This is a genomic window from Cellulophaga lytica DSM 7489 (assembly GCF_000190595.1).
Lineage (GTDB): Bacteria > Bacteroidota > Bacteroidia > Flavobacteriales > Flavobacteriaceae > Cellulophaga > Cellulophaga lytica.
Window position 1 is genome coordinate 2584271 of record NC_015167.1, and the last position, 20506, is coordinate 2604776.

The 20506-nt window shown below is 31.8% G+C and carries 20 protein-coding genes; 9 read left to right on the forward strand and 11 right to left on the reverse strand.

The annotated features are described in order from the left end of the window. Positions 1-119: 119 nt before the first annotated feature. A complete protein-coding gene (locus CELLY_RS11635) occupies positions 120-614 on the reverse strand; it encodes a metallophosphoesterase family protein (RefSeq protein WP_013621878.1) in 495 nt (164 codons plus the stop codon). A 138-nt stretch (positions 615-752) separates the two neighbouring features. On the opposite strand from CELLY_RS11635, the gene truA reads away from it, so the two are divergent. Together truA and CELLY_RS11645 are read left to right on the forward strand one after the other, a co-directional pair. Beyond that, a complete protein-coding gene (truA, locus tag CELLY_RS11640; protein WP_013621879.1) occupies positions 753-1508 on the forward strand; it encodes a tRNA pseudouridine(38-40) synthase TruA in 756 nt (251 codons plus the stop codon). After that, the gene (locus CELLY_RS11645; RefSeq protein ID WP_013621880.1) at positions 1501-3276 is read left to right on the forward strand and encodes an ABC transporter ATP-binding protein; all 1776 of its coding nucleotides are present in this window, start codon (positions 1501-1503) and stop codon (positions 3274-3276) included. Before truA ends, CELLY_RS11645 begins: the two co-directional genes overlap by 8 nt. A gap of 1 nt (position 3277) precedes the next feature. Here the strand turns inward: CELLY_RS11645 and CELLY_RS11650 are convergent, their stop codons facing one another. The 3 genes from CELLY_RS11650 to folP are packed head-to-tail and all read right to left on the reverse strand — an operon-like array spanning position 3278 to position 5728. Next, on the reverse strand, positions 3278-4057 hold the full coding sequence (locus tag CELLY_RS11650) for a DUF3667 domain-containing protein (protein WP_013621881.1): 780 nt from the start codon (positions 4055-4057) through the stop codon (positions 3278-3280). A 1-nt stretch (position 4058) separates the two neighbouring features. Further along, a complete protein-coding gene (gene cdaA / locus CELLY_RS11655) occupies positions 4059-4847 on the reverse strand; it encodes a diadenylate cyclase CdaA (protein ID WP_013621882.1) in 789 nt (262 codons plus the stop codon). A gap of 44 nt (positions 4848-4891) precedes the next feature. After that, positions 4892-5728, reverse strand: coding sequence for a dihydropteroate synthase (gene folP / locus CELLY_RS11660; protein ID WP_013621883.1), 837 nt, complete (start codon positions 5726-5728; stop codon positions 4892-4894). A gap of 116 nt (positions 5729-5844) precedes the next feature. On the opposite strand from folP, the gene CELLY_RS11665 reads away from it, so the two are divergent. The 7 genes from CELLY_RS11665 (at position 5845) to CELLY_RS11695 (ending at position 10557) form a co-directional block, all read left to right on the forward strand. Then, entirely contained in the window at positions 5845-6381 is a 537-nt protein-coding gene (locus CELLY_RS11665) for a DUF1599 domain-containing protein (RefSeq protein WP_013621884.1), read from the forward strand. 71 nt (positions 6382-6452) lie between these two features. Next, positions 6453-7547, forward strand: a complete 1095-nt coding sequence (locus tag CELLY_RS11670; RefSeq protein WP_013621885.1) for a BT_3928 family protein — start codon at positions 6453-6455, stop codon at positions 7545-7547. Position 7548: 1 nt separating this feature from the next. Continuing rightward, complete coding sequence (locus CELLY_RS11675; RefSeq protein WP_013621886.1) at positions 7549-7980, forward strand: PH domain-containing protein; 432 nt, start codon at positions 7549-7551, stop codon at positions 7978-7980. A gap of 2 nt (positions 7981-7982) precedes the next feature. Continuing rightward, the gene (locus CELLY_RS11680; protein ID WP_013621887.1) at positions 7983-8492 is read left to right on the forward strand and encodes a GyrI-like domain-containing protein; all 510 of its coding nucleotides are present in this window, start codon (positions 7983-7985) and stop codon (positions 8490-8492) included. A 137-nt stretch (positions 8493-8629) separates the two neighbouring features. After that, the gene (tpiA, locus tag CELLY_RS11685) at positions 8630-9379 is read left to right on the forward strand and encodes a triose-phosphate isomerase (RefSeq protein WP_013621888.1); all 750 of its coding nucleotides are present in this window, start codon (positions 8630-8632) and stop codon (positions 9377-9379) included. Positions 9380-9422: 43 nt separating this feature from the next. Continuing rightward, positions 9423-10259: a 50S ribosomal protein L11 methyltransferase gene (gene prmA, locus CELLY_RS11690; RefSeq protein WP_013621889.1), complete on the forward strand. Its 837-nt coding sequence runs from the start codon at positions 9423-9425 to the stop codon at positions 10257-10259. Positions 10260-10281: 22 nt separating this feature from the next. Continuing rightward, complete coding sequence (locus tag CELLY_RS11695) at positions 10282-10557, forward strand: ATP-dependent Clp protease adaptor ClpS (protein ID WP_013621890.1); 276 nt, start codon at positions 10282-10284, stop codon at positions 10555-10557. On the opposite strand, the gene CELLY_RS11700 is transcribed toward CELLY_RS11695, so the two are convergent. The 7 genes from CELLY_RS11700 to CELLY_RS11730 form a co-directional block, all read right to left on the reverse strand. Continuing rightward, positions 10554-12617 carry a chitobiase/beta-hexosaminidase C-terminal domain-containing protein gene (locus CELLY_RS11700; protein ID WP_013621891.1) on the reverse strand — a complete coding sequence of 688 codons (2064 nt, stop codon included), beginning with the start codon at positions 12615-12617 and terminating at the stop codon, positions 10554-10556. The two genes, CELLY_RS11695 and CELLY_RS11700, sit on opposite strands and share 4 nt — an antisense overlap. After that, positions 12617-13423: a hypothetical protein gene (locus CELLY_RS11705; RefSeq protein WP_042256976.1), complete on the reverse strand. Its 807-nt coding sequence runs from the start codon at positions 13421-13423 to the stop codon at positions 12617-12619. Before CELLY_RS11705 ends, CELLY_RS11700 begins: the two co-directional genes overlap by 1 nt. Before the next feature lie 8 nt (positions 13424-13431). Continuing rightward, the gene (locus CELLY_RS11710) at positions 13432-14469 is read right to left on the reverse strand and encodes an NHL repeat-containing protein (protein WP_013621892.1); all 1038 of its coding nucleotides are present in this window, start codon (positions 14467-14469) and stop codon (positions 13432-13434) included. 33 nt (positions 14470-14502) lie between these two features. Then, entirely contained in the window at positions 14503-15996 is a 1494-nt protein-coding gene (locus CELLY_RS11715) for a DUF1501 domain-containing protein (protein WP_013621893.1), read from the reverse strand. Positions 15997-15998: 2 nt separating this feature from the next. Further along, on the reverse strand, positions 15999-18362 hold the full coding sequence (locus tag CELLY_RS11720; RefSeq protein ID WP_013621894.1) for a PSD1 and planctomycete cytochrome C domain-containing protein: 2364 nt from the start codon (positions 18360-18362) through the stop codon (positions 15999-16001). A 143-nt stretch (positions 18363-18505) separates the two neighbouring features. Continuing rightward, the gene (locus CELLY_RS11725) at positions 18506-19222 is read right to left on the reverse strand and encodes a LytR/AlgR family response regulator transcription factor (protein ID WP_034645020.1); all 717 of its coding nucleotides are present in this window, start codon (positions 19220-19222) and stop codon (positions 18506-18508) included. Then, on the reverse strand, positions 19222-20307 hold the full coding sequence (locus CELLY_RS11730; RefSeq protein ID WP_013621896.1) for a sensor histidine kinase: 1086 nt from the start codon (positions 20305-20307) through the stop codon (positions 19222-19224). Before CELLY_RS11730 ends, CELLY_RS11725 begins: the two co-directional genes overlap by 1 nt. Positions 20308-20506: the final 199 nt, after the last annotated feature.

Genomic DNA, 20506 nt, shown 5'->3' on the forward strand with positions numbered 1-20506 from the left:
TTTAATTTGGTTTGTGTTTGCAAAACATAATGTAATTGTAAATATAAAAAAATGGATACAAAAAATACCTAGTAAAAATTAATAGTAAAGCATAACTAACTAATTTTTAGGGTTGCATATTATTTTTTACCAAGTTCTATAACTTCTAAATCTTTAATATCACTACCATTTATAGTAAAACGTAGCATTGTACGTACCTGATGAAAACCGTGTTTACCACAAGCACCAGGATTCATATGCAGTAGGTTTAACTTTTTATCAAACATTACTTTTAAAATATGAGAGTGCCCGCTAATAAATATTTTAGGAGAATCTTTTTTTATTTCTTCGCGTATACGCACATTGTATTTATCTGGGTAACCACCAATATGTGTTATCCAAACAGCAACTTTTTCACACATAAACTTATTGTCTAGCGGAAATTCTAGTCTAGCCTTGTCATCATCAATATTACCATAAACAGCTCTTAAAGGTTTTAGCTCTTTTATTTTGTCTGTAACCTCTAAATTGCCAATGTCACCAGCGTGCCATACTTCATCTGCCTGTTTAACATAATTTAGTATGTTATCATCTATGTAGCTGTGTGTATCAGACAGTAATAAAATTTTTGTCATTTTAAATAATTGGTTTTTATAACATTTAAAAGAAGTAGCGGTATAATTTAATCTTAAATTAAAGTAATACGGTTTACTGCCTGCTAAAATCTTACTTATATTAAGTATCTTTGTGGTTTACAAAAATAGGAATTCAATTTGAGATATTTTGTAGCATTTTCATACTTTGGAGCAGCGTATCACGGGTGGCAAATACAGCCAAACGCTATAACTGTACAAGAAGAGTTAGAAAAAGCATTTAGTACGCTTTTAAAAGAAAAAATTTCTTTAATGGGCGCTGGCAGAACAGATGCAGGTGTACACGCTAAGCAAATGTATGCCCATTTTAATACAACTCCCATATCTAATACAGTAGATTTAATGCGTAGGCTAAATTCTTTTTTGCCAGATGATATTGCTATCCAAAACATTTATGAAGTTCCAGAAGATGCCCACGCTAGGTTTAATGCAACAGAACGTACATACGAGTATTTAATTACCACACAAAAAGACCCTTTCTCTATAGTAACAACACATTATATAAAGCAAAAATTAGATATAGAAAAAATGAATAAGGCAGCGCAATTGCTGTTAGGTAAACAAGATTTTGAGTGTTTTTCTAAATCTAAAACAGATGTTAAAACCTATTATTGCACTGTTAAAAAAGCTATTTGGGAACAAAAAGAAGATAAATTTGTGTTTACAATTACCGCAGATAGGTTTTTGCGCAATATGGTTAGAGCCATTGTGGGTACACTTTTAGATGTGGGAACAGGTAAAATTACTATAGACCATATACACACCATAATAGCTAGTAAAAGTAGGGCAGAGGCAGGTACTTCTGTGCCAGCAAAAGCATTATATTTAACACAGGTTTTGTACCCAAAAAATATTATCAAAGTAAAAAATGTCTAAAACACAAAAAGAAACAGGAAAAGCGTTTGACTATACATTGTTAAAACGATTGTTACAATTTACCAAACCTTATAAAATTACTTTTTATGGTGTTGTTATAGCTGCAATATCTTTATCAGCATTTGCGGTTTTAAGCCCTATTTTGTTAAGAGAAATTGTTAACACAGCTTTAGAAAATAAAGACCAGGAACTATTGTTAAACATTATTGTTTTAATGTTAATAGTTTTAGTATTAGAGGTGGTAAGTCAGCTATCTTTTGTGTACTATGCTAATTGGTTAGGAGAATCTGTTATAAAGGATATTAGAATAAAGCTTTTTAAGCATATGCTTAGCTTTAAAATGAAATATTATGACAATTCATCTGTAGGATTATTGGTAACACGTGCAGTAACAGATATACAGCGTATTGGAGAAATTTTTAGTCAAGGTTTTTTTATGATAGTATCAGACCTATTAAAAATGGTTGTAGTTGCTGGCGTAATGGTTTTTTATAGTTGGAAATTAGCACTTATTGTTTTTGCTATTATGCCAATTATAATTTATGCTACTAGAGTTTTTCAAAAAGCAATGAAAGTTGCTTTTATAGACGTTAGAGCGCAAGTATCTAACCTAAATACTTTTGTACAAGAGCGTTTAACAGGAATGAAAATTGTTCAGTTTTTTAACAGAGAAAAAGTAGAACAAGAAAAGTTTAGAGTTATAAATGAAAAGCATAGAAATGCTTGGTTAAAAACAGTTTGGTATAACTCTATCTTTTTCCCGATAGCAGAAATTGTTTCTTCTGTAGCTATTGGTTTAATTGTTTGGTATGGTGGTTTGCGTGTTGTATTAAACAATAATATAGATGAGCTTGGTACCATATTTATGTTTATACAACTGTCACAAATGTTGTTTAGACCATTAAGGCAAATAGCAGATAAGTTTAATGTACTGCAAATGGGTATGGTAGCAGCCAATAGAGTATTTGCAATTTTAGACAGAAAAGATACTATAACCAATGAGGGCGCTTTTGAAAAAGAAGAAATAAAAGGTGACATTTCTTTTAAAAATGTACACTTTGGTTATGTAGAAGGTGAAGAGGTTTTACACGGAATTTCTTTTGATGTAAAGGCAGGTGAAACAATAGCTATTGTTGGTGCTACCGGAGCAGGAAAATCTACCATTATAAATTTGCTAAACCGTTTTTATGAAATAAATTCTGGTGAAATTTTGGTTGATGGTGTAGATATTAAAGACTATAAATTAACGTCATTAAGAGATAAAATAGCGGTTGTTTTGCAAGATGTATTTTTATTTGCAGATACTATTGAGAATAACATTTCTTTAAAAAATGAAGATATAACGTTAGACACTATAACACAGGCTGCACAAGAAATATCTGTGCACGATTTTATTACAAGTCTTCCTAATGATTACCAGTATAATGTAAAAGAGCGTGGTTCTATGCTATCTAGTGGGCAACGTCAATTGCTAGCCTTTTTGCGTGCTTATGTAAGTAACCCAAGTATTTTAATTTTAGATGAAGCTACATCTTCTGTAGATACATACTCAGAGCAATTAATACAAAAGGCAACCGAGAAAATTACGCAAGGCAGAACGTCTATTGTTATTGCACACCGTTTGGCAACTATTAAAAAAGCAGACAAAATTATTGTTATGGATGCAGGTAATATTATAGAAAGCGGTTCACATAAAGAGTTACTTAAAAAAGGAGGTTATTATTACAACCTTTATCAAGCACAGTTTGTAGCAGATGAAGTAGCTTAAATTATTTTGCAGGAACAAAATCTGCAGGATTAAAATGGCCAGTAATCATAGCAACTATCATTATAAAAAATATTAGCCCCACAAATATTGTAAAAAATATACCTGTAAACAATACTGATTTGTAAATTATTTGCCAAGCAGAATATTTATTTAATTTTTGCTGAACATAAAGAAAGTATAAAATCATAAATAATAATGCAGTAAGGCTGTAGTTTGTGAATGATTCCGGGAAGTAGGCAATTATAAACATACTTGTAAAAAAAGACAAAATACTCCATTGTGCTAAGCTATAAATTACACTAATTGTGTATTCTGCTAGTATGTGTTTTCTTTTGTTTAATGTAATGAGGCCTACAATTAAAAAAACAGGGATGTAACTTATAAAAGATAAGGAAGAGTAATCATATATTACATCTTTCATTTTTTTAGTAAACTCAGGGTTCATTCCTTGGTCAAAAGCGTCAAGATCCATTTCAAAATCAAAAACCTTGCGCATAAAAAACATTAAAAACCCTGCTAACATTAAGGCAATACCAAAATAACTAATAGGGTTAACGTATTTTCTTCTTGTGCCATTTACGTAACCATTTATGACAACACCTGGTTTTGTAAATAAATGAAAAAAAGTACGTAAAAAAGTGTTATCTAGATTAAAGTAGCGCTCTGTAATGTCACTAAGTAAATTTTTAATAGTAAGCCTATTTCTAATCACCTTTGCACCACAATCTGGACAAAAAGAATAGTCTGTTTGTAGACTATTTGCACAATTTTTACAATTCATTTTAAGATATTAAGTCCTCTTTAATAAGACTTGTAAGTTCGTCTAAATCTTTGTAAAGTACAAACTCTCCGTTTTTTATGTAAGATATGGTGCCAGTTTCTTCACTAACAACAAGTGCTAAACTATCTGTTTTTTCTGTAATACCAACTGCAGCTCTATGTCTTAATCCAAAGCGTAAAGGTATGGTACGCTCTTGTGAAACTGGTAGTATTACTCTGGTAGCAACAATGGTATTGTTTTCAACAACGGCAGCACCATCATGCAACGGACTATTTTTGTAAAAAATACTTTCTAATATAGGTTGGGTAATTTCAATATTCATTTTATCACCTGTACTTTTTACAAAGTCTAAAGAGTTGGTGCGTTCTAAAACAAGCAATGCTCCTGTTTTAGATTTCCCCATTTTATCACAAGCGTTAACAATAGCTTCTACATTGGTATCTGTAGTCATTGCTTCTTGTTTTAAAAATTTAAAGTGTTTTATAAAATTACGTTTTGTGGCAAAATTAGTAGAACCTATCATTAGCAAAAACTTACGCAATTCCTGCTGAAAAACAATAATTAAGGCAATTAAACCAATGTTCATAAACCCGCCAACCATACTGCTAATCATTTTCATATCTAGCAATTCGGTAAGTTTCCAAAGTGCCCAAACAATTACAATACCAATAAAAATATTAATAGCTACAGAGCCACGTACTAATTTATAAATATAGTACAGTAGTACAGCCACCAATATAATGTCTATAATATCTGTTATTTTAAAATCAAGAAAATTTAGAAAATCCAAGTAAAAGGGTTTTTGTAAAATTATAAAAAAAATGAAGAATTAAATTACAACTCCTCATTTAACTTTAAAGCAGTAAATAACGTAATACATTCTAAGGCTTCTTTAACATCATGAACTCGTAAAATATTGGCTCCTTTTGTTAACGCAATGGTATTTAATGCCGTTGTACCATTTAGTGCATTACTAGCAGTTGTGTCTAAGGTTTTGTAAATCATAGATTTTCTACTAATGCCCGCAAGTATTGGCACATTCATTGTTTTAAAAAGGTCTAAGTTTTGTAATACGTTAAAGTTTTGTTCTGTAGTTTTTGCAAATCCAAAACCAGGATCAATTACTAAATCTACAATGCCTAAGGCTCTTGCTTGGGCAAGTTTTTTAGCAAAATACTGTTTTACGTCTAAAGTCACATTTGTATATTCTGTTAGTTGTTGCATTGTTTCCGGAGTACCACGCATATGCATCATAATATAAGGTACTTTGTATTCTGCAATTACGTTCATCATTTTATCGTCTAAACTACCAGCAGAAATATCGTTAATTAAGGCAGCACCATTCTCTAAACAAACTTTTGCTACTGCACTCCTAAAGGTATCAATAGAAAGTAAAATGCCAGGAAACTTTTTTACGAGTAGTTGTACAACTGGTACAATACGATTAATTTCTTCATTAACAGAGATATTAATAGCATTTGGCCTAGAGCTATATGCGCCAACATCTATAAAAGTAGCACCATCTACAAGCATTTTTTCAACTTTGGTAACAATGTCGGTTTCATTTTTATAGCTTCCTCCGTCATAAAAAGAGTCTGGTGTAAGGTTTAATATACCCATTACTTTAGGTGTAGATAGGTTTATTAAATTTCCGTTGCAATTAATTGTCATACTGTGTGTTAAAATGATTTTTATTGACTTTTAAAAAATAAATGATTTAAGATAAAACCCTTACTTTTGATTAGTTCAAAATTTTAAGCGAAATTTACACAAATTACACAAGATAAATGCAGAATACATCAGAACAATATGATGCGGTTATAAAAGAATGCCGTGAGCTTTTTCAAAAAAAAATGAAAGATTACGGTAGTGCTTGGCGTATTTTACGTTTGCCGTCTTTAACAGATCAGATTTATATTAAGGCACAACGTATACGTGGTTTACAAGAAAACGATGTTAGAAAGGTAGATGAAGGTGAAAAATCTGAATTTATTGGCATTATTAATTATGCTATTATGGCATTGGTGCAAATAGAAAAAGGCATTGTAGAACAACCAGATTTAGATGTTGCTGAGGCTGTAGAACTATACAATAAGCATATTACCATTACTAAAACATTAATGGAAAATAAGAACCATGATTATGGTGAAGCGTGGAGAGAAATGCGTGTTAGCTCTTTAACAGATCTTATTTTACAAAAGTTGTTACGTGTTAAGCAGATAGAAGATAACAAAGGAAAAACATTGGTTAGTGAAGGTATAGATGCTAACTATCAAGATATTATTAATTACTCTGTTTTTGCATTAATTCATTTAAGCGAGTAAAAATTATAAGCAAAAGTTAAAAGTTGCGTTGGCGTACTTTTAAGTTGTATTTTTTCAAATTTAATTATTGTATGAAGTTTTTAGTAGGTGTTAGTAGGGTTTTTGTAGGTATATTATTTATTATAAGCGGATTAATAAAACTTAATGATCCGGTTGGTTTTTCATTTAAACTAGAAGAATATTTTAGCGTAGGTGTTTTAAATATGCCTTTTTTTGAGCCACACGCATTATCAATCTCTATAGTAGTAGTAATTGTAGAAATATTACTTGGTATTATGCTCTTAGTTGGGTACAGACCAAAGCTAACTGTTTACAGCTTACTAGGAATGATTATCTTTTTTACCTTTTTAACGTTCTATTCTTTCTATTTTAATAAAGTAACAGATTGTGGTTGCTTTGGAGACGCTATAAAACTAACTCCCTTTCAGTCTTTTATTAAAGATGTAATACTTCTATTTTATATTCTACTTCTATTTTTTGGGCTTAAGCATATAAAACCTCTTTTTAATTTTAATGTTACAAGAGGTGTAGTTTTACTAGGCTTACTTGCTTGTGTGTTATTTGCAAATTATGTGCTAAACCATTTACCAGTTAAAGATTTTAGACCTTATAAAATTGGAGCTAATATAACAGAAGGTATGTCTGTACCAGAAGGTGCGCCAGAGCCAATTTTTGATTATGAGTGGAAGTTTAATGTAAATGGCGAAGAAAAAATATACGTTACCCAAGGAGATTACCCAAGTGTAGATGGCGAGTATGTAAGTGTAGAAACTACAGAAGTACAAAAAGGGTATGAGCCACCTATACATGATTTTACAATTGAAAAAGATGGTGAAGATTTTGCATCATCACTATTACAAGAAGATAAATTAGTAATGGTAATTGCATATGATTTGGCTAAAAGTAATTATGATGCTTTTACAGCAATAAAAACAGTTACAGACAAAGCAATTGCAAAGGGATACAAGGTTATAGGAATGTCAGCTTCTAATGGCGACTTTACTAGCCAAATTGTAAAAAAATACAATCTAGATTTTAGTTTTTATTTTACTGATGAGACTGCGTTGAAAACTGTAGTTCGTTCTAATCCGGCTGTTTTGGTTTTAGAAAAAGGTACAATCAAACAAAAAGTACACTACAATGATGTAGACGATTTAAAGTTTTAAAATGATTTTTAAAAGTAGAAAAGATAACTTGTTTAAAGGTGTGATAATAGTTGTAATACTATTATTATGCTTAATTCTTTTCTTTAGTATTTTTGATGAAGTTAAAACTATAAACCATATTGTTAGTATAGTAGTTAACGCTTTGGTGCTGTGCTTGTTGTTATGGGTTTTTTATGGTACAAGTTACAAGCTTACTTCTACTACTTTAAGTTATAAAAGTGGACCATTTAAAGGCGATATTGCTATTACAGATATACACCAAATCGTAAAGGGAAAAACACTTTGGGTTGGTTTAAAACCAGCAACAGCAAGCAAAGGACTAATTATAAAATACAATAAGTTTGATGAGGTTTACATAAGCCCAAAGACAAACGATAGCTTTATTACAGAAATATTAAAGCATAACAGTACTATAAAAATTATTGAAGCATAGCTATGGGAAACTTAGTAAGTGTTACACCAGAGATAAAAGAATTAGAACCTAAAATTTTAGTAGGTATAAAAAAAGAGGTTTCTGTGCTTACTATGGATAATGTTACACACTGGAAAAATTTTGTATCTAGAAAAGATGAAATAGTAAACCAAATAAAAGGCGAGTATTATTCGGTTCAAGATTATGGTAAAGAATACTCTTTTGTTAACTTTAACCCAGCAGCTACATTTAATAAGTGGGCAGCAATAGCTGTTACTAATGCAGAACAAGTACCTAATGGTATGCAAGTTTTAGAGCTTAAAGGTGGTTTATATGCAGTTTTTTTATACCAAGGTATGGCTAAAGATTTTTCTACAGCTTTTCAGTACATATTTACAGAGTGGTTACCAAAGACAGGTTACCAGCTAGACCAAAGACCACATTTTGAGTTTTTAGATGATAGATATTTGGGCGCAGCAAACCCAGATTCTGTAGAAGAAATTTGGATACCAATAAAAAACAAAAAACATTAAATTTTTATCAGCTTATGTCCTTTTTTTTAAGGATTAGGCAGTTATTTGTTACTAATGCAAAATCATTAAGTGATACAAATATTATATACTATATTTGATACTTAAAATTGATAGTAAACTCATAAAACACATAAAAAATGAGAGCAAAAATAGTTGCAGGTAACTGGAAAATGAATAAAACCCTAACCGAAACAAATGCATTGTTAGCAGAATTATCTGGTAAATTACCAGACACAGATGCAGAGGTTATGGTAGCACCAACGTATGTAAATTTAGCAGCGGCAGTAGAAGACGTAAAATCATCAACAATACAAGTAATTGCACAAAATATGCACTTTGCAGATAATGGTGCATATACAGGAGAAATTTCTGCAGATATGTTGTTAGATATTGGCATAAACACTGTAATTATTGGTCACTCTGAACGTAGAGCTTATTTTGGCGAAACTGATGAAATCTTAGCTAAAAAAGTAATTAAAGCGTTAGAAAAGAATTTACGCGTTGTTTTTTGTTTTGGTGAAGAGTTAGAAGACCGTAAGTCAGACAACCACTTTAATATTGTGGCGTCTCAATTAAAAAATGCTCTTTTTAATTTAAAGCCAGAAGCTTGGTCTAACATTGTTTTAGCCTATGAGCCTGTATGGGCAATTGGTACAGGTGAAACTGCATCTCCAGAACAAGCACAAGAAATGCACGCATTTATTAGAAAAACAATAGCAGATGAGTATACTACAGAAATTGCAGAAGCTGTATCTATTTTATACGGTGGTAGTGTAAAACCTGCAAATGCTAGAGAAATTTTTTCTAAAGCAGATGTAGATGGTGGCTTAATTGGTGGAGCAGCACTAAAAGCAGACGATTTTATTGCTATTATAGACGCAATATAAAGTACCTTTGCACTTCTAAAAAAAGTTTACAAATACGTACATAATGGCAGATTTAGTCTATATAGAATACAATTTTACAGTTGCACCATTGCAACCAGCATCAGACATATTAATTGCGCAATTGGGCGAAGTTGGGTTTGATAGTTTTGTAGAAAATGAAGAAGGAGTACAAGCATATATTTTAAAGGATCTTTGGACAGAGGAGAAGGTGAAAAATGTGCAAATATTATCTAATGAAAATTTTGATATTAGCTTTAACTTTAAAGAAATAGAACAACAAAACTGGAATGCAGAGTGGGAAAAAAACTTTGAAAAAATTGTAGTAGATGACGTTTGTACTGTACGTGCACCTTTTCATGAAAAACCAAATACCAAGTTTGATATTGTTATAGAACCAAAAATGAGTTTTGGTACGGGACATCATGAAACTACACATATGATGTTGCAACATATTTTAGAACATGATTTTACAGGAAAATCTGTTTTAGATATGGGCAGCGGAACAGGTGTTTTGGCAATTTTAGCAGCAATGAAAAATGCAGGTTCTGTAGATGCTATTGACATAGATAACTGGTGTTATTTAAATGCTTTAGAAAATAAAGAGCGTAATAATTGTAGCCAAATAAATGTTTTTGAGGGAGATGTTAGCTTGCTTAAAGACCAGAAGTACAATATTATTATAGCTAATATTAATAGAAATATATTATTAGCAGATATACCTGCGTATGCAAAGTGTTTAACTAAAGATGGTATTTTATTTTTAAGCGGATTTTATAAAGAAGATATCCCGGTAATTACAGAAAAATGTAATGAAGTAGGTTTAAAGTTTGAAAAAAATCTGGAAAAAAATAATTGGGTTGCCGTAAAATATGTATTTTAGTTAGTATAAATGTTAGAAGATTATGAGTAATCAGGAAAAATATTTAGAAGAACTTTTAGTTGAAGAAGAGGTAGCAAACAATAATGAAATAGTGTTGTTTAATGATGATGTAAATACTTTTGATCATGTGATAGACACACTGGTAGATGCTTGCGACCATACACCAATACAGGCAGAACAATGTGCTTTTTTGGTGCATTACAAAGGTAAATGTACCGTTAAAACCGGTTCATATAAAGATTTAGAACCAAGATGTAGCAAACTATTACAAGCAGGTTTAAGTGCAGAAATAGTTTAGTTTACAAGAATTTCATCAACAAAAACCCAGCTTTTGCCTCCAGGATTTGGATGCCAAGCTGGGTTTTTTGTTATATTGACTACTTCAACTTTTACATATTTAGCCACTGTTTTATCAAAAGTTATATCGTAAAAAGAAATGGCATCATCTACATATTTTTGGGGAACAGGGAGTTTTACTGTTTTTATAAGAGTGTAATCTTTATTGTTAGTACTTGTCCATACTTTGTAACCAATAGGATTAAATATCCAGCTAGTAGGTTTAGTTAAAGAACCAACAGAAACTGTACTTATCTCTTTAGGTTCATTAAAAGCAATGGTTGCATTTAAGTTTTCTCCTTGGTATGCTAACCATAAACCATCCTGAAAGTTTATAGAACCTCTTTTTAAATCTTTTAAAGAATTTGCCCCATCTCCTTTGTAATTTTCATGAGGTTTTTTATCTAACCAAATAGAATCTAATTTTAAGCCACTTTTTTTTATGTTAGCAGTTACAACGCTACTTTGTTTCCAATCTTTTTTATGGGCATAAAACTTTATGGTTTTGGAGTCTGTAAGTTTAATAGGAGCAGTATACTTAGTAGATGTAGTGTCTGGCTCAGTACCGTCTAAAGTGTAAAATATGTTTGCAGTTTTAAAAACGTGCGTAAGTTCTACATCAATTTCAGTATTAAAAAAATCTGTAGCATTTACTATAAACGGATTGTTAAGTACTGCGTCATTAAAAATAGTATCAGATAAATGTTTTGTAACAAGCTGTGGTTTGTCTTTTTGCAAATTAGCTAGTTCACTGTTTTGTATTGCAGTTTGGTATAAGTATACTTTTTTTAGCTTTTGTAATTTTTTTAAATGTTTAAAAATATCACTAGTAACAGCTGTGCCATATAAATTTAAGGACTCTAAAAACTCTAATTTTTCAACCTCCTCTAAAGCTTTAGATGTTATTTTTGTTTTCTGTAGCTGTAATTTTACAATATTTTTAAAGTTGGGCAGTAGCATTGCCATATCATCATTAAAATCTGTAAAACCTAAATTAAGCTCCACAATATTATCTGCATAATCTTCTAATTTTTTAATATCTTTACTAGTAATTCCTTTTCTGTTAGCAAGGGTTACAATTAATAAAGGACTTTTTTCTGATAGCGGAAGAATGCTAAATCCGTTTGCATTCATTTTAGCTACCCATTCTAAGGGCACCGGATCTAAACTTGCAGTAAGTATACCAATAGATGTAGTGTCTTTTTCTAAAGTTTTTAAAATAGCTTTTGTTTGTGCAGTGGTGTTAGTTTCATTTACAGTACAATCAAAACAATTGTTGTTTTTCATCCACCATTCTAATAAGTTTATTTCTTCTGCTGTTAGCTGTACTTTTCCTTTTGGAGGCATATGCAGTTTATCTTCTATTGGCATATGTATTCTTCCTAATAGTGAGGCTTGTTCTCCGTTTATAGAATCTAAAACACTACCATTTTCACCTCCAGCCAATATAAAGGTTTTACTGGTAAGTATAAGTTCTCCTTTTGCTTTGTTTGCATTGTGGCAGCTAACGCATTTGGTATCTAAAATAGGCTGTACAACATCTTTATATACCTTAGCTTTATTAATATCTGTAATAGCTACTTCTTTGCTAGATTTATCTTGAAAAAGAAAATCATCTCCGTGAGTCATATTTCCTCCTAAATGACCTGTAATACCAAGTAAAGCAAGTGTAATTATAAATATAGGAAAGAAAATTTTTGAGCTCCATTTTTGATGTAAAGTGCGTAAAATAAATAACAGCACACTACAAACAGTAAGCGCAACAGCCATCCATTTATGTCTAGATAATGCTTGCTCATCATAGCCGCCATTATCACCTAAAAGCCATCCTGTTCCTAAAGAAAATAGAGCAGTAATAGCAGCTAAGCCCAATGCCAGTTTAGCAATGTCTGTTTCCTTAGATTTTTTAATTTTTAAATAAATTTCTAATATAAAAGCAAAACTTAGTATGCCTATTGGAAGGTGTACAAATAAAGGGTGTAAATTTCCTATGTGGATGTATAGTGTGTGTATCTGCTGCATTATTCTACTATAATTTCGTCAATAAAAAACCAAGGGATATTATTGGCACCAGAATGCCAATTTGGTATGCCATTTAAGCTTTTAACTACAATGGTAAGTGCATTGTATGTTTTAGGAGTAATGGGTACTTCTGTAAAGTTTACATTTGCGCCACTAAAACTTTGTTTGCTAGCTTCTTTATTTACTAGCTCTCCTATAATTGTATTGTTGTTTTTAATACTAATATGTTCTGGAGCAAAAATCCAGTCTCCTTGGGCAGTTAATGTATGTAATGTTATTTTAGAGAGCAATAAAGGTTTGTCTAAAATTATATTAAAACTAATCTCTTTTGCATTAAAACCTAACCAAGCATTATTTTTTTTGAATTGAGGGTAACCACTTTTTAAATCTGTAAGACTAGCAGCACCATTGGCAGAATAGGTACTACTAGGCTCAGGAAAAATACGTATTGCTGCACTTGAGATATTATGTTTTATTTTTTTTACCTGTAGCTTAACAGTCTCACTCTCTTTATAATCTGTATGAAAAGCTTTAACAGTTATTGTAGATGATTTTTCTATTCTTAAAGGAGATTTCAGTGTTTTAGACTGCTGAGTAATGCTACTATTATCTTCTGTATATTTTAGTGTTGTGTTTGCTAAAACACTAGAAAAATGAATAGTAGCATTGTTTTTAAAAAATATAGAATCTACGGTAAAGTTTGGGGAAACTAGCTGTATTTCTTTAGTTTGTGCATAGTTGGGTTTCTTGTTTTTAGCACAAGAAAATCCAACTATAAAAATTAATATGTATATTATTTTTTTCATAGAATTAATTAGACTCTAGTTAATTTTATTGGGTATGTTTTACCAGAGTTCCATTGTGCTACATAAAGGTTTTCATCATCATCTATACAAACGTCATGTGGATTTTTAAATACCTTTATGGCTTGTTGTATTGGCTGCAAAGTACCATCATTGTTATACTTTGGCTTAGTACCACCAGGAGCAGAAACTAATTTGTTTTCACTATTTAAGATAGATACAAAACCTGTATCCATTGCGCCATCTCCAGACCAAATAGTGGCTGTGTAAATATTGTTTTTATGTATTACAGGTCTGCAAACAAAAGCACCAGGTAGGTGTATTGTATTTATGTAATCGCCCTGCATACTAAAACGTTTAAACTTATTTTCCATACGGTCAGTAATTAGTAATGTAGGTGCTGCATTGTTGCGCGTATCTATAGTAATACCGTGTGCATTACCAAATAAATGATCTTCTTTTCCTTTACCTCCAAAAATATTTAATAGCTCACCTTTTTCATTGTAATGTAAAATATGTTGTGCTCCGTAGCCATCTGTAATATAAACATCGCCATTAGCAGCAATAGCAGTTTCTGTAGGAATGTACTCTGTTATATCTTTATAACTACCATAGCCTTTAGGAAACTTAAAAATTTGTACAACTTTACCTTTAATGGTTGTTTTTATTACTTCATGGCGGTTATTGTCTGCTATGTACAAAAAGTCTTCTCCGTTTTCTATATTTAATGTTAGTCCGTGTGCGCCAGGAAACTCGGTGCCCCAAACTTCAATTAAATTCCCAGATTTATCATAAACTATTACATTGTTTTTGGTGTGGTCTGTAAGTAAAATAATTCTTCCTTTAGAATCTTGTACCATTTCATGGCAGTTTTCTACAGGGTAGTAATTAGAGTTTAGTGCACCCCAATTTAAGTCTATTTTATATTTAAAATTGCCATGACCAATTATGGCATCTTTATAGGGCTGCATAGCTTGTAAAGCAGGTGTACTTAAAAAAAGCCCTGCACTAGCTAAGCTAGAGTTTTGTATAAAAGTTCGTCGGTTCATAAGTTGGTTAAAGTAGATGGTTGGTACTATGGTTTAAGATAAAATATCTTTAATAACGTGGCCTTCTACATCTGTTAATCTAAATCTACGACCTTGATATTTATAGGTTAACTTTTTATGATCTATACCTAATAAATGCATCATTGTGGCCTGAAAATCGTGTACATGAACCGGGTTTTTAACAATGTTATATCCAAAATCATCTGTTTCACCATAACTAATGCCTGGTTTAATACCGCCACCGGCCATCCACATTGTAAAACTTCTTGGGTGGTGATCTCTTCCGTAATTATCTGCTGTTAATATTCCTTGTGAGTAGTTGGTTCTTCCAAACTCGCCTCCCCAAACAATAAGCGTATCTTCTAATAAACCACGTTGTTTTAAATCTGCTACAAGCGCAGCAGAGGCTTGGTCTACATCTTTAGCTTGCTTTTCTATAGCGCCTGGTAAATTATCATGTTGGTCCCAACCCATATGGTACAACTGTATAAAACGTACATCTTTTTCGGCTAGTTTTCTTGCTAGCAAACAGTTTGCAGCATAAGTGCCAGGTATTTTTGCATCTGAGCCATACATTTTATAAATATAATCTGGCTCATCATCAATATTCATAACATCAGGTACAGAGGTTTGCATTCTGTATGCCATTTCATATTGAGAAATTCTACTTTGTATTTCAGGATCTCCAAACTCCTCATATTGCTTTTCATTTAAGGCTGCTAATTTATCTAAAATAGCACGTTTGGTGTCTTTAGTAGTTCCTTTAGGGTCATTTAAATATAATACAGGATCTTTGGCTGCCCTAAATTGAACACCTTGGTGTAACGAGTGTAAAAACCCGTTGCCCCACAGTCTGGTATATAAAGGCTGACCTTGAGGTCTTCCGCTACCTCTAGATAATAATACTGTAAAAGCAGGTAGGTTATCATTTTCACTACCAATACCATAACTTAACCAAGAGCCAATACTAGGTCTACCGGGTTGTTGTGATCCTGTTTGAAAAAACGTTACTGCTGGGTCATGATTAATTGCTTCAGTATGCATAGATTTTATAAAACACAAATCATCTACCATTTTAGCGGTGTAAGGCAGTAAATCACTAATCCAAGTTCCATTTTTACCGTACTGTTTAAAATCAAATTGGGAGCCAACCAACGGAAACTTATCTTGCCCAGATGTCATACCAGTTAAACGTTGCCCGTTTCTAATAGATTCTGGTAAATCTTCACCTCGGCGTACATTTAAAAGTGGTTTATAATCAAACAACTCTAATTGAGACGGACCACCACTTTGAAACAAATAAATGACTCTTTTTATTTTTGCAGGATGATGCAAACTACTTAAAGCGCCTTTAGAACCGCTTATTGAATTTGCTGGTGTTAATATTCCAGCTTCACTTTTATTAAAAAAGCTACAACCCATTAATGATGCTAAAGCGGTGCCACCGACTCCTAAAGCTGCTTTGCCTAAAAAGTTTCTACGGTTTAGGATTAACGATCTTTCTTCTAGTATTTTTTTCTCGCTCATAACTATCCTTTGGTTATAGTTTCATCTAAATTTAAAATGGTATGCGCTGTTAAAGACAAAGCAGCTAAATTATCTGCAGTAATAGAAGCATCAACTTTATAAGAGCCAATAGCTAAATACTCATCTGTATTAATTTCGTTACTTTTTACTCTGTTTAACATATCATTATAATGGTTGGTAAGTTCTGTAACCTCTGTTTCATCTGGTAGTCTAGATGTAGAAGATTGAAAAATGTATGAAATTTGTTTTTCGATACTTGTCTCTTTTTTAATTGCATTAGCAGCTAACACACGTGCAGCCTCAATAAGTTGTGGGTCATTTAATAACACCAATGCTTGCAACGGAGTGTTGGTTTCTTGCCTTTTTACGGAACATAAATCTCTAGAGGCAGCATCAAAAGTTATCATACTTGGTGGAGGTACTGTACGTTTCCAAAATGTATACAAACTTTTACGGTACAAATCTTTTCCTTCGCTTAAAACGTAAGAAGATGTACTACCGCCGCCGCCACCTGTGGTTTCTTCCCAAATACCTTCTGGCTGGTATGGTTTAACGCTTGGGCCACCAATTTCTTTATTTAGTAGTCCGCTTACAAAAAGGGCTTGGTCTCTTATCATTTCTGCTGACAAACGTATTCTTGGTCCACGTGCTAACCATTTGTTTTCTGGATCTTTCTCTAAAGCTTCTTTACTAATTACAGTACTTTGCTGGTAGGTTTTAGAAAGCGCCATAAGTTTTAGCATTTTTTTAGTGTCCCAACCGCTATCTCTAAATTGTAAGGCCAAATAATCTAACAATTCTGGGTGTGTGGGTAATGCTCCTTGGTTACCAAAATCATAAGAACTAGCCACAATGCCAGTGCCAAACATACGTTGCCAAAAACGGTTAACAGCAACTCTGGCAGTTAAAGGATTATCTTTATGAAATAGCCATTTTGCTAATCCAAGTCTATTTCTTTCAAACCCTTCTGGGTAAGCTAAAATAGTCTCTGGAGTATCTGGATATACTTTTTCTCCGTGCTGATCATACAAGCCTCTGTTAAGAATATATGCCTGTCTAGGAGTTTTCATCTCTTGCATAACCATTACAGGAACTTCTTTTATGTCTGATTTTTGTAATTGTACAAAATCTAAAACTTCATTTTTTTCTTTCTCTGTAATTGTAATGTATGGTTTAGGAATTACTCCAGAACCACCGTTTACCAATCCGTCTTCATCTATATTATTAAAAAAGCTAAAGAATGAGAAATGTGCTTTTTGACTAATAGGATCATATTTATGGTCATGACAACGGGCACACTCTAATGTTAACCCTAAAAAAGCAGTACCAAAAGTTGTAATACGGTCTTCTACATATTCTACTCTGTATTCTTCTGGGATTACTCCGCCCTCATAAGTAATTTTATGGTTACGATTAAAACCTGTTGCTAAAACTTGCTCTAGAGATGCATCCGGAATTAAATCTCCTGCTAGTTGGTCTGTAACAAATTTATTGTATGGCATATTTTTGTTAAAAGCATTAATAACCCAATCTCTCCAAGGCCACATAATACGCTCAAAATCATCTTGGTAGCCATGTGTATCTGCATAACGGGCAATATCCATCCATTCTGCTGCCATATTTTCTGCATAATCTTGTGATGCTAGCAGCTTATCTACCACTTTTTCATACGCATTTGCAGAAGTATCTTGTAAAAAATTATTAATGTCTTTTGTAGATGGTGGCAAGCCAGTTAAGTCAAAATAAACCCTACGTAATAATTTTTCTTTTGGGGCTTGCTCAGAAGGTTGTAAGTTGTTTTCTTCTAATTTTTGGTAAATAAAGTTATCTATTTCATTATTTCCCCAAGTATCTTTAGTTTTAGGTACATTTTTATTTTTAGGAGGTGTAAAAGCCCAATGATCTTTATATTCTGCACCTTGTTCTACCCATTTTTTTAAAATAGTTTTTTCATACTCGGTAAGTATCAAATTAGATTCTGGAGGTGGCATTATACTCCCTGGGTCTTTAGAGTAAATACGGTCTAGCATTCCACTTTTTTCTGTGTCTCCTGGCACAATAGCATAATGGTCTAAGTTTTCTCCCAAAGCTTTATAAGCCTCCTCTGGTGAAACCATAGAAAAATTACCTTCTACAGCATTTTTATCTGGCCCGTGGCAAATAAAACATCTATCAGATATAATAGGTTTTACGTGAAATGTAAAGTCTATTACATCAGGTATTGCTGCAGTGCCATTTTCTGCTATAGCAACCTCAGAATATTTGTTTTCTGTTTTGCAACTAGTGGCACCAATAGTAATAAATGCGGCAAGAGCTATTTTTGCTACATTATTTTTTTGATATAAAAACCAATTAGATAATATCATAATTTTTAAGAATCAGCTAGTTTATTGTTCTTAAATATTGTTATTCTTTAAATTATTAGCAATAAAAATCGACCAGTAACTTGTAACAATAGCTTAATAAATACAAAATGAAAACCTAACAGCTTTTTCTTAAAAATTGAAATTTATGCGCGTCCTAAAAGTGTTTCTTTTACATCATTAATGTAACTACGTCCAATTGTGTAGCGTATGCCGCCAATTTCTAAACTATTACCTTCTATAGTGTCTACTTTAGAGATAGATATGGTATAAGACCTATGTATTCTTATAAATTTATCACTAGGTAATTCGTCTGTAAAACTGCTTAAAGTTCTGTGTATAATGTATTTATCTGATTTTGTTTTTATGCGTATGTAATCCTTTAAACTTTCAATTACCATAATGTCATCTAACACTATTTTTTGCAACTTCTTTTTATCTACCTTAATAAAAATACTAGGGTTTTCTGCAACTGTATTGGTAGTTGTGGTTTTTGTAGTGTTACCTTGTTTTAATTTTATAATACGCTGTACTGCTTGTAAAAACCTAGGAAACGGTATAGGTTTAACCAAATAATCTATAGCTTGTAGTTCATAACTAGTAAGTGCATACTCTTCATGTGCGGTTGTCATTACTACCATTGGCATAGATTGCAAACTTTTTAGAAAATCTAACCCATCTAATATGGGCATATTAATATCTAAAAAAATAATATCAATTTCGTTATTTTGAACAAAAGTAGTTGCAGCAACCGCATTAGAGAATGTTTCTACTAACTCTAATTCTTGTATTTGTGAAACATAATTTTTTAAAACATTTATAGCCAACGGTTCATCATCAACAATTATGGTTCTTAATTTAATCATACTTTAAGTTTTAGAATTACATTAAACATATTATCTTTTTCATAAATAGAGAGGTGGTAATCTTCTTTTTTATACCCTAGCTCTAAGCGTTTTTTTAAATTGCTTAGTCCAATACCACCACTTCTAATAGGTATTAAACTGTCTGCACTTTGTTCGGGTATGGTATTAGATACCTTAAAATGAAGTAAATCTTCACTAACCTTTACATCTATATCTATTACCATATCTCCTATGTTTTTACTGGCTCCGTGCTTAAAACAATTTTCTATTACAGGAATTAATAACATAGGAGAAATACGTTTGCCTTCTAAATCACCAGAAATACTAATGTTTATATTTAAAGACTCATCAAAACGTAAACGTTCTAGGTCTAAATAGTTTTGTATACAGTCTAGCTCACTTTTTAGGTCTTGTTTGTTTTTTTTGGTAGCGTACAACAAGTAGCGCATTAGTTCAGATAGTTTTAATATAACCTCAGGAGCTTTATCAGACTTTTCTAAAGTTAATGAATATATATTGTTTAGTGTATTAAAAAAGAAATGCGGAGAAACCTGTGAACGTAAAAAACGCAATTCTGTACTAAGTTGTCTTTTTTCTAATTCGTGTAGTTTGCTGTGTTCTTTAAGCCAATCTATAGTAAGTTTTATGGCTGCTACAAAAGAGGAAACATATAGCTCACCAACCATCATTGTAGTGGCGTAATTAAGTGTTAGGCCTTTTAGTTCCTCTGGTCCTTCTGGCCATACATTTGGACCTATAAAATAATAGGTTAAAGAGTATTTAACCAATAACATTAAAAATAGTGTTGCAATAACTAAAAACGTGTAACTAATGTATTTTTTCTTAAAAACAAATTTGGGCATTAAGTAATACACATTAAAATAGGCAATAGCCATATGTATAGGAAAACCTATAAGATTCATACGCAATGAGAGCATAAAATCTTGGTGAATGTTACTATACCTTAAGCTGTTAAAAATAAAGTATATAACCCAAAAAATTATATGGTGTTTGTAGTTTATTTCAAAGCTTTTAGAAGAATTCTTGTTTAAAAAAGAATCTACATCTGTGTTTATACTCATTGGTTAAGTTTGGCTGTTTTTTTGTCGGTACTATTAAAGCGTTTAGCATTTAGCTATCGTTATTGGTCTAAAATTATTTCTATTACAAATAAAAAAAGGAATATTTATAAAGTGTTGCTATGCAGTTTAAAAACTAGATATAGCATTTTACCAAACACGCAAAATAGAACGTCTGAAAATTATAAAAAATAATTTAATT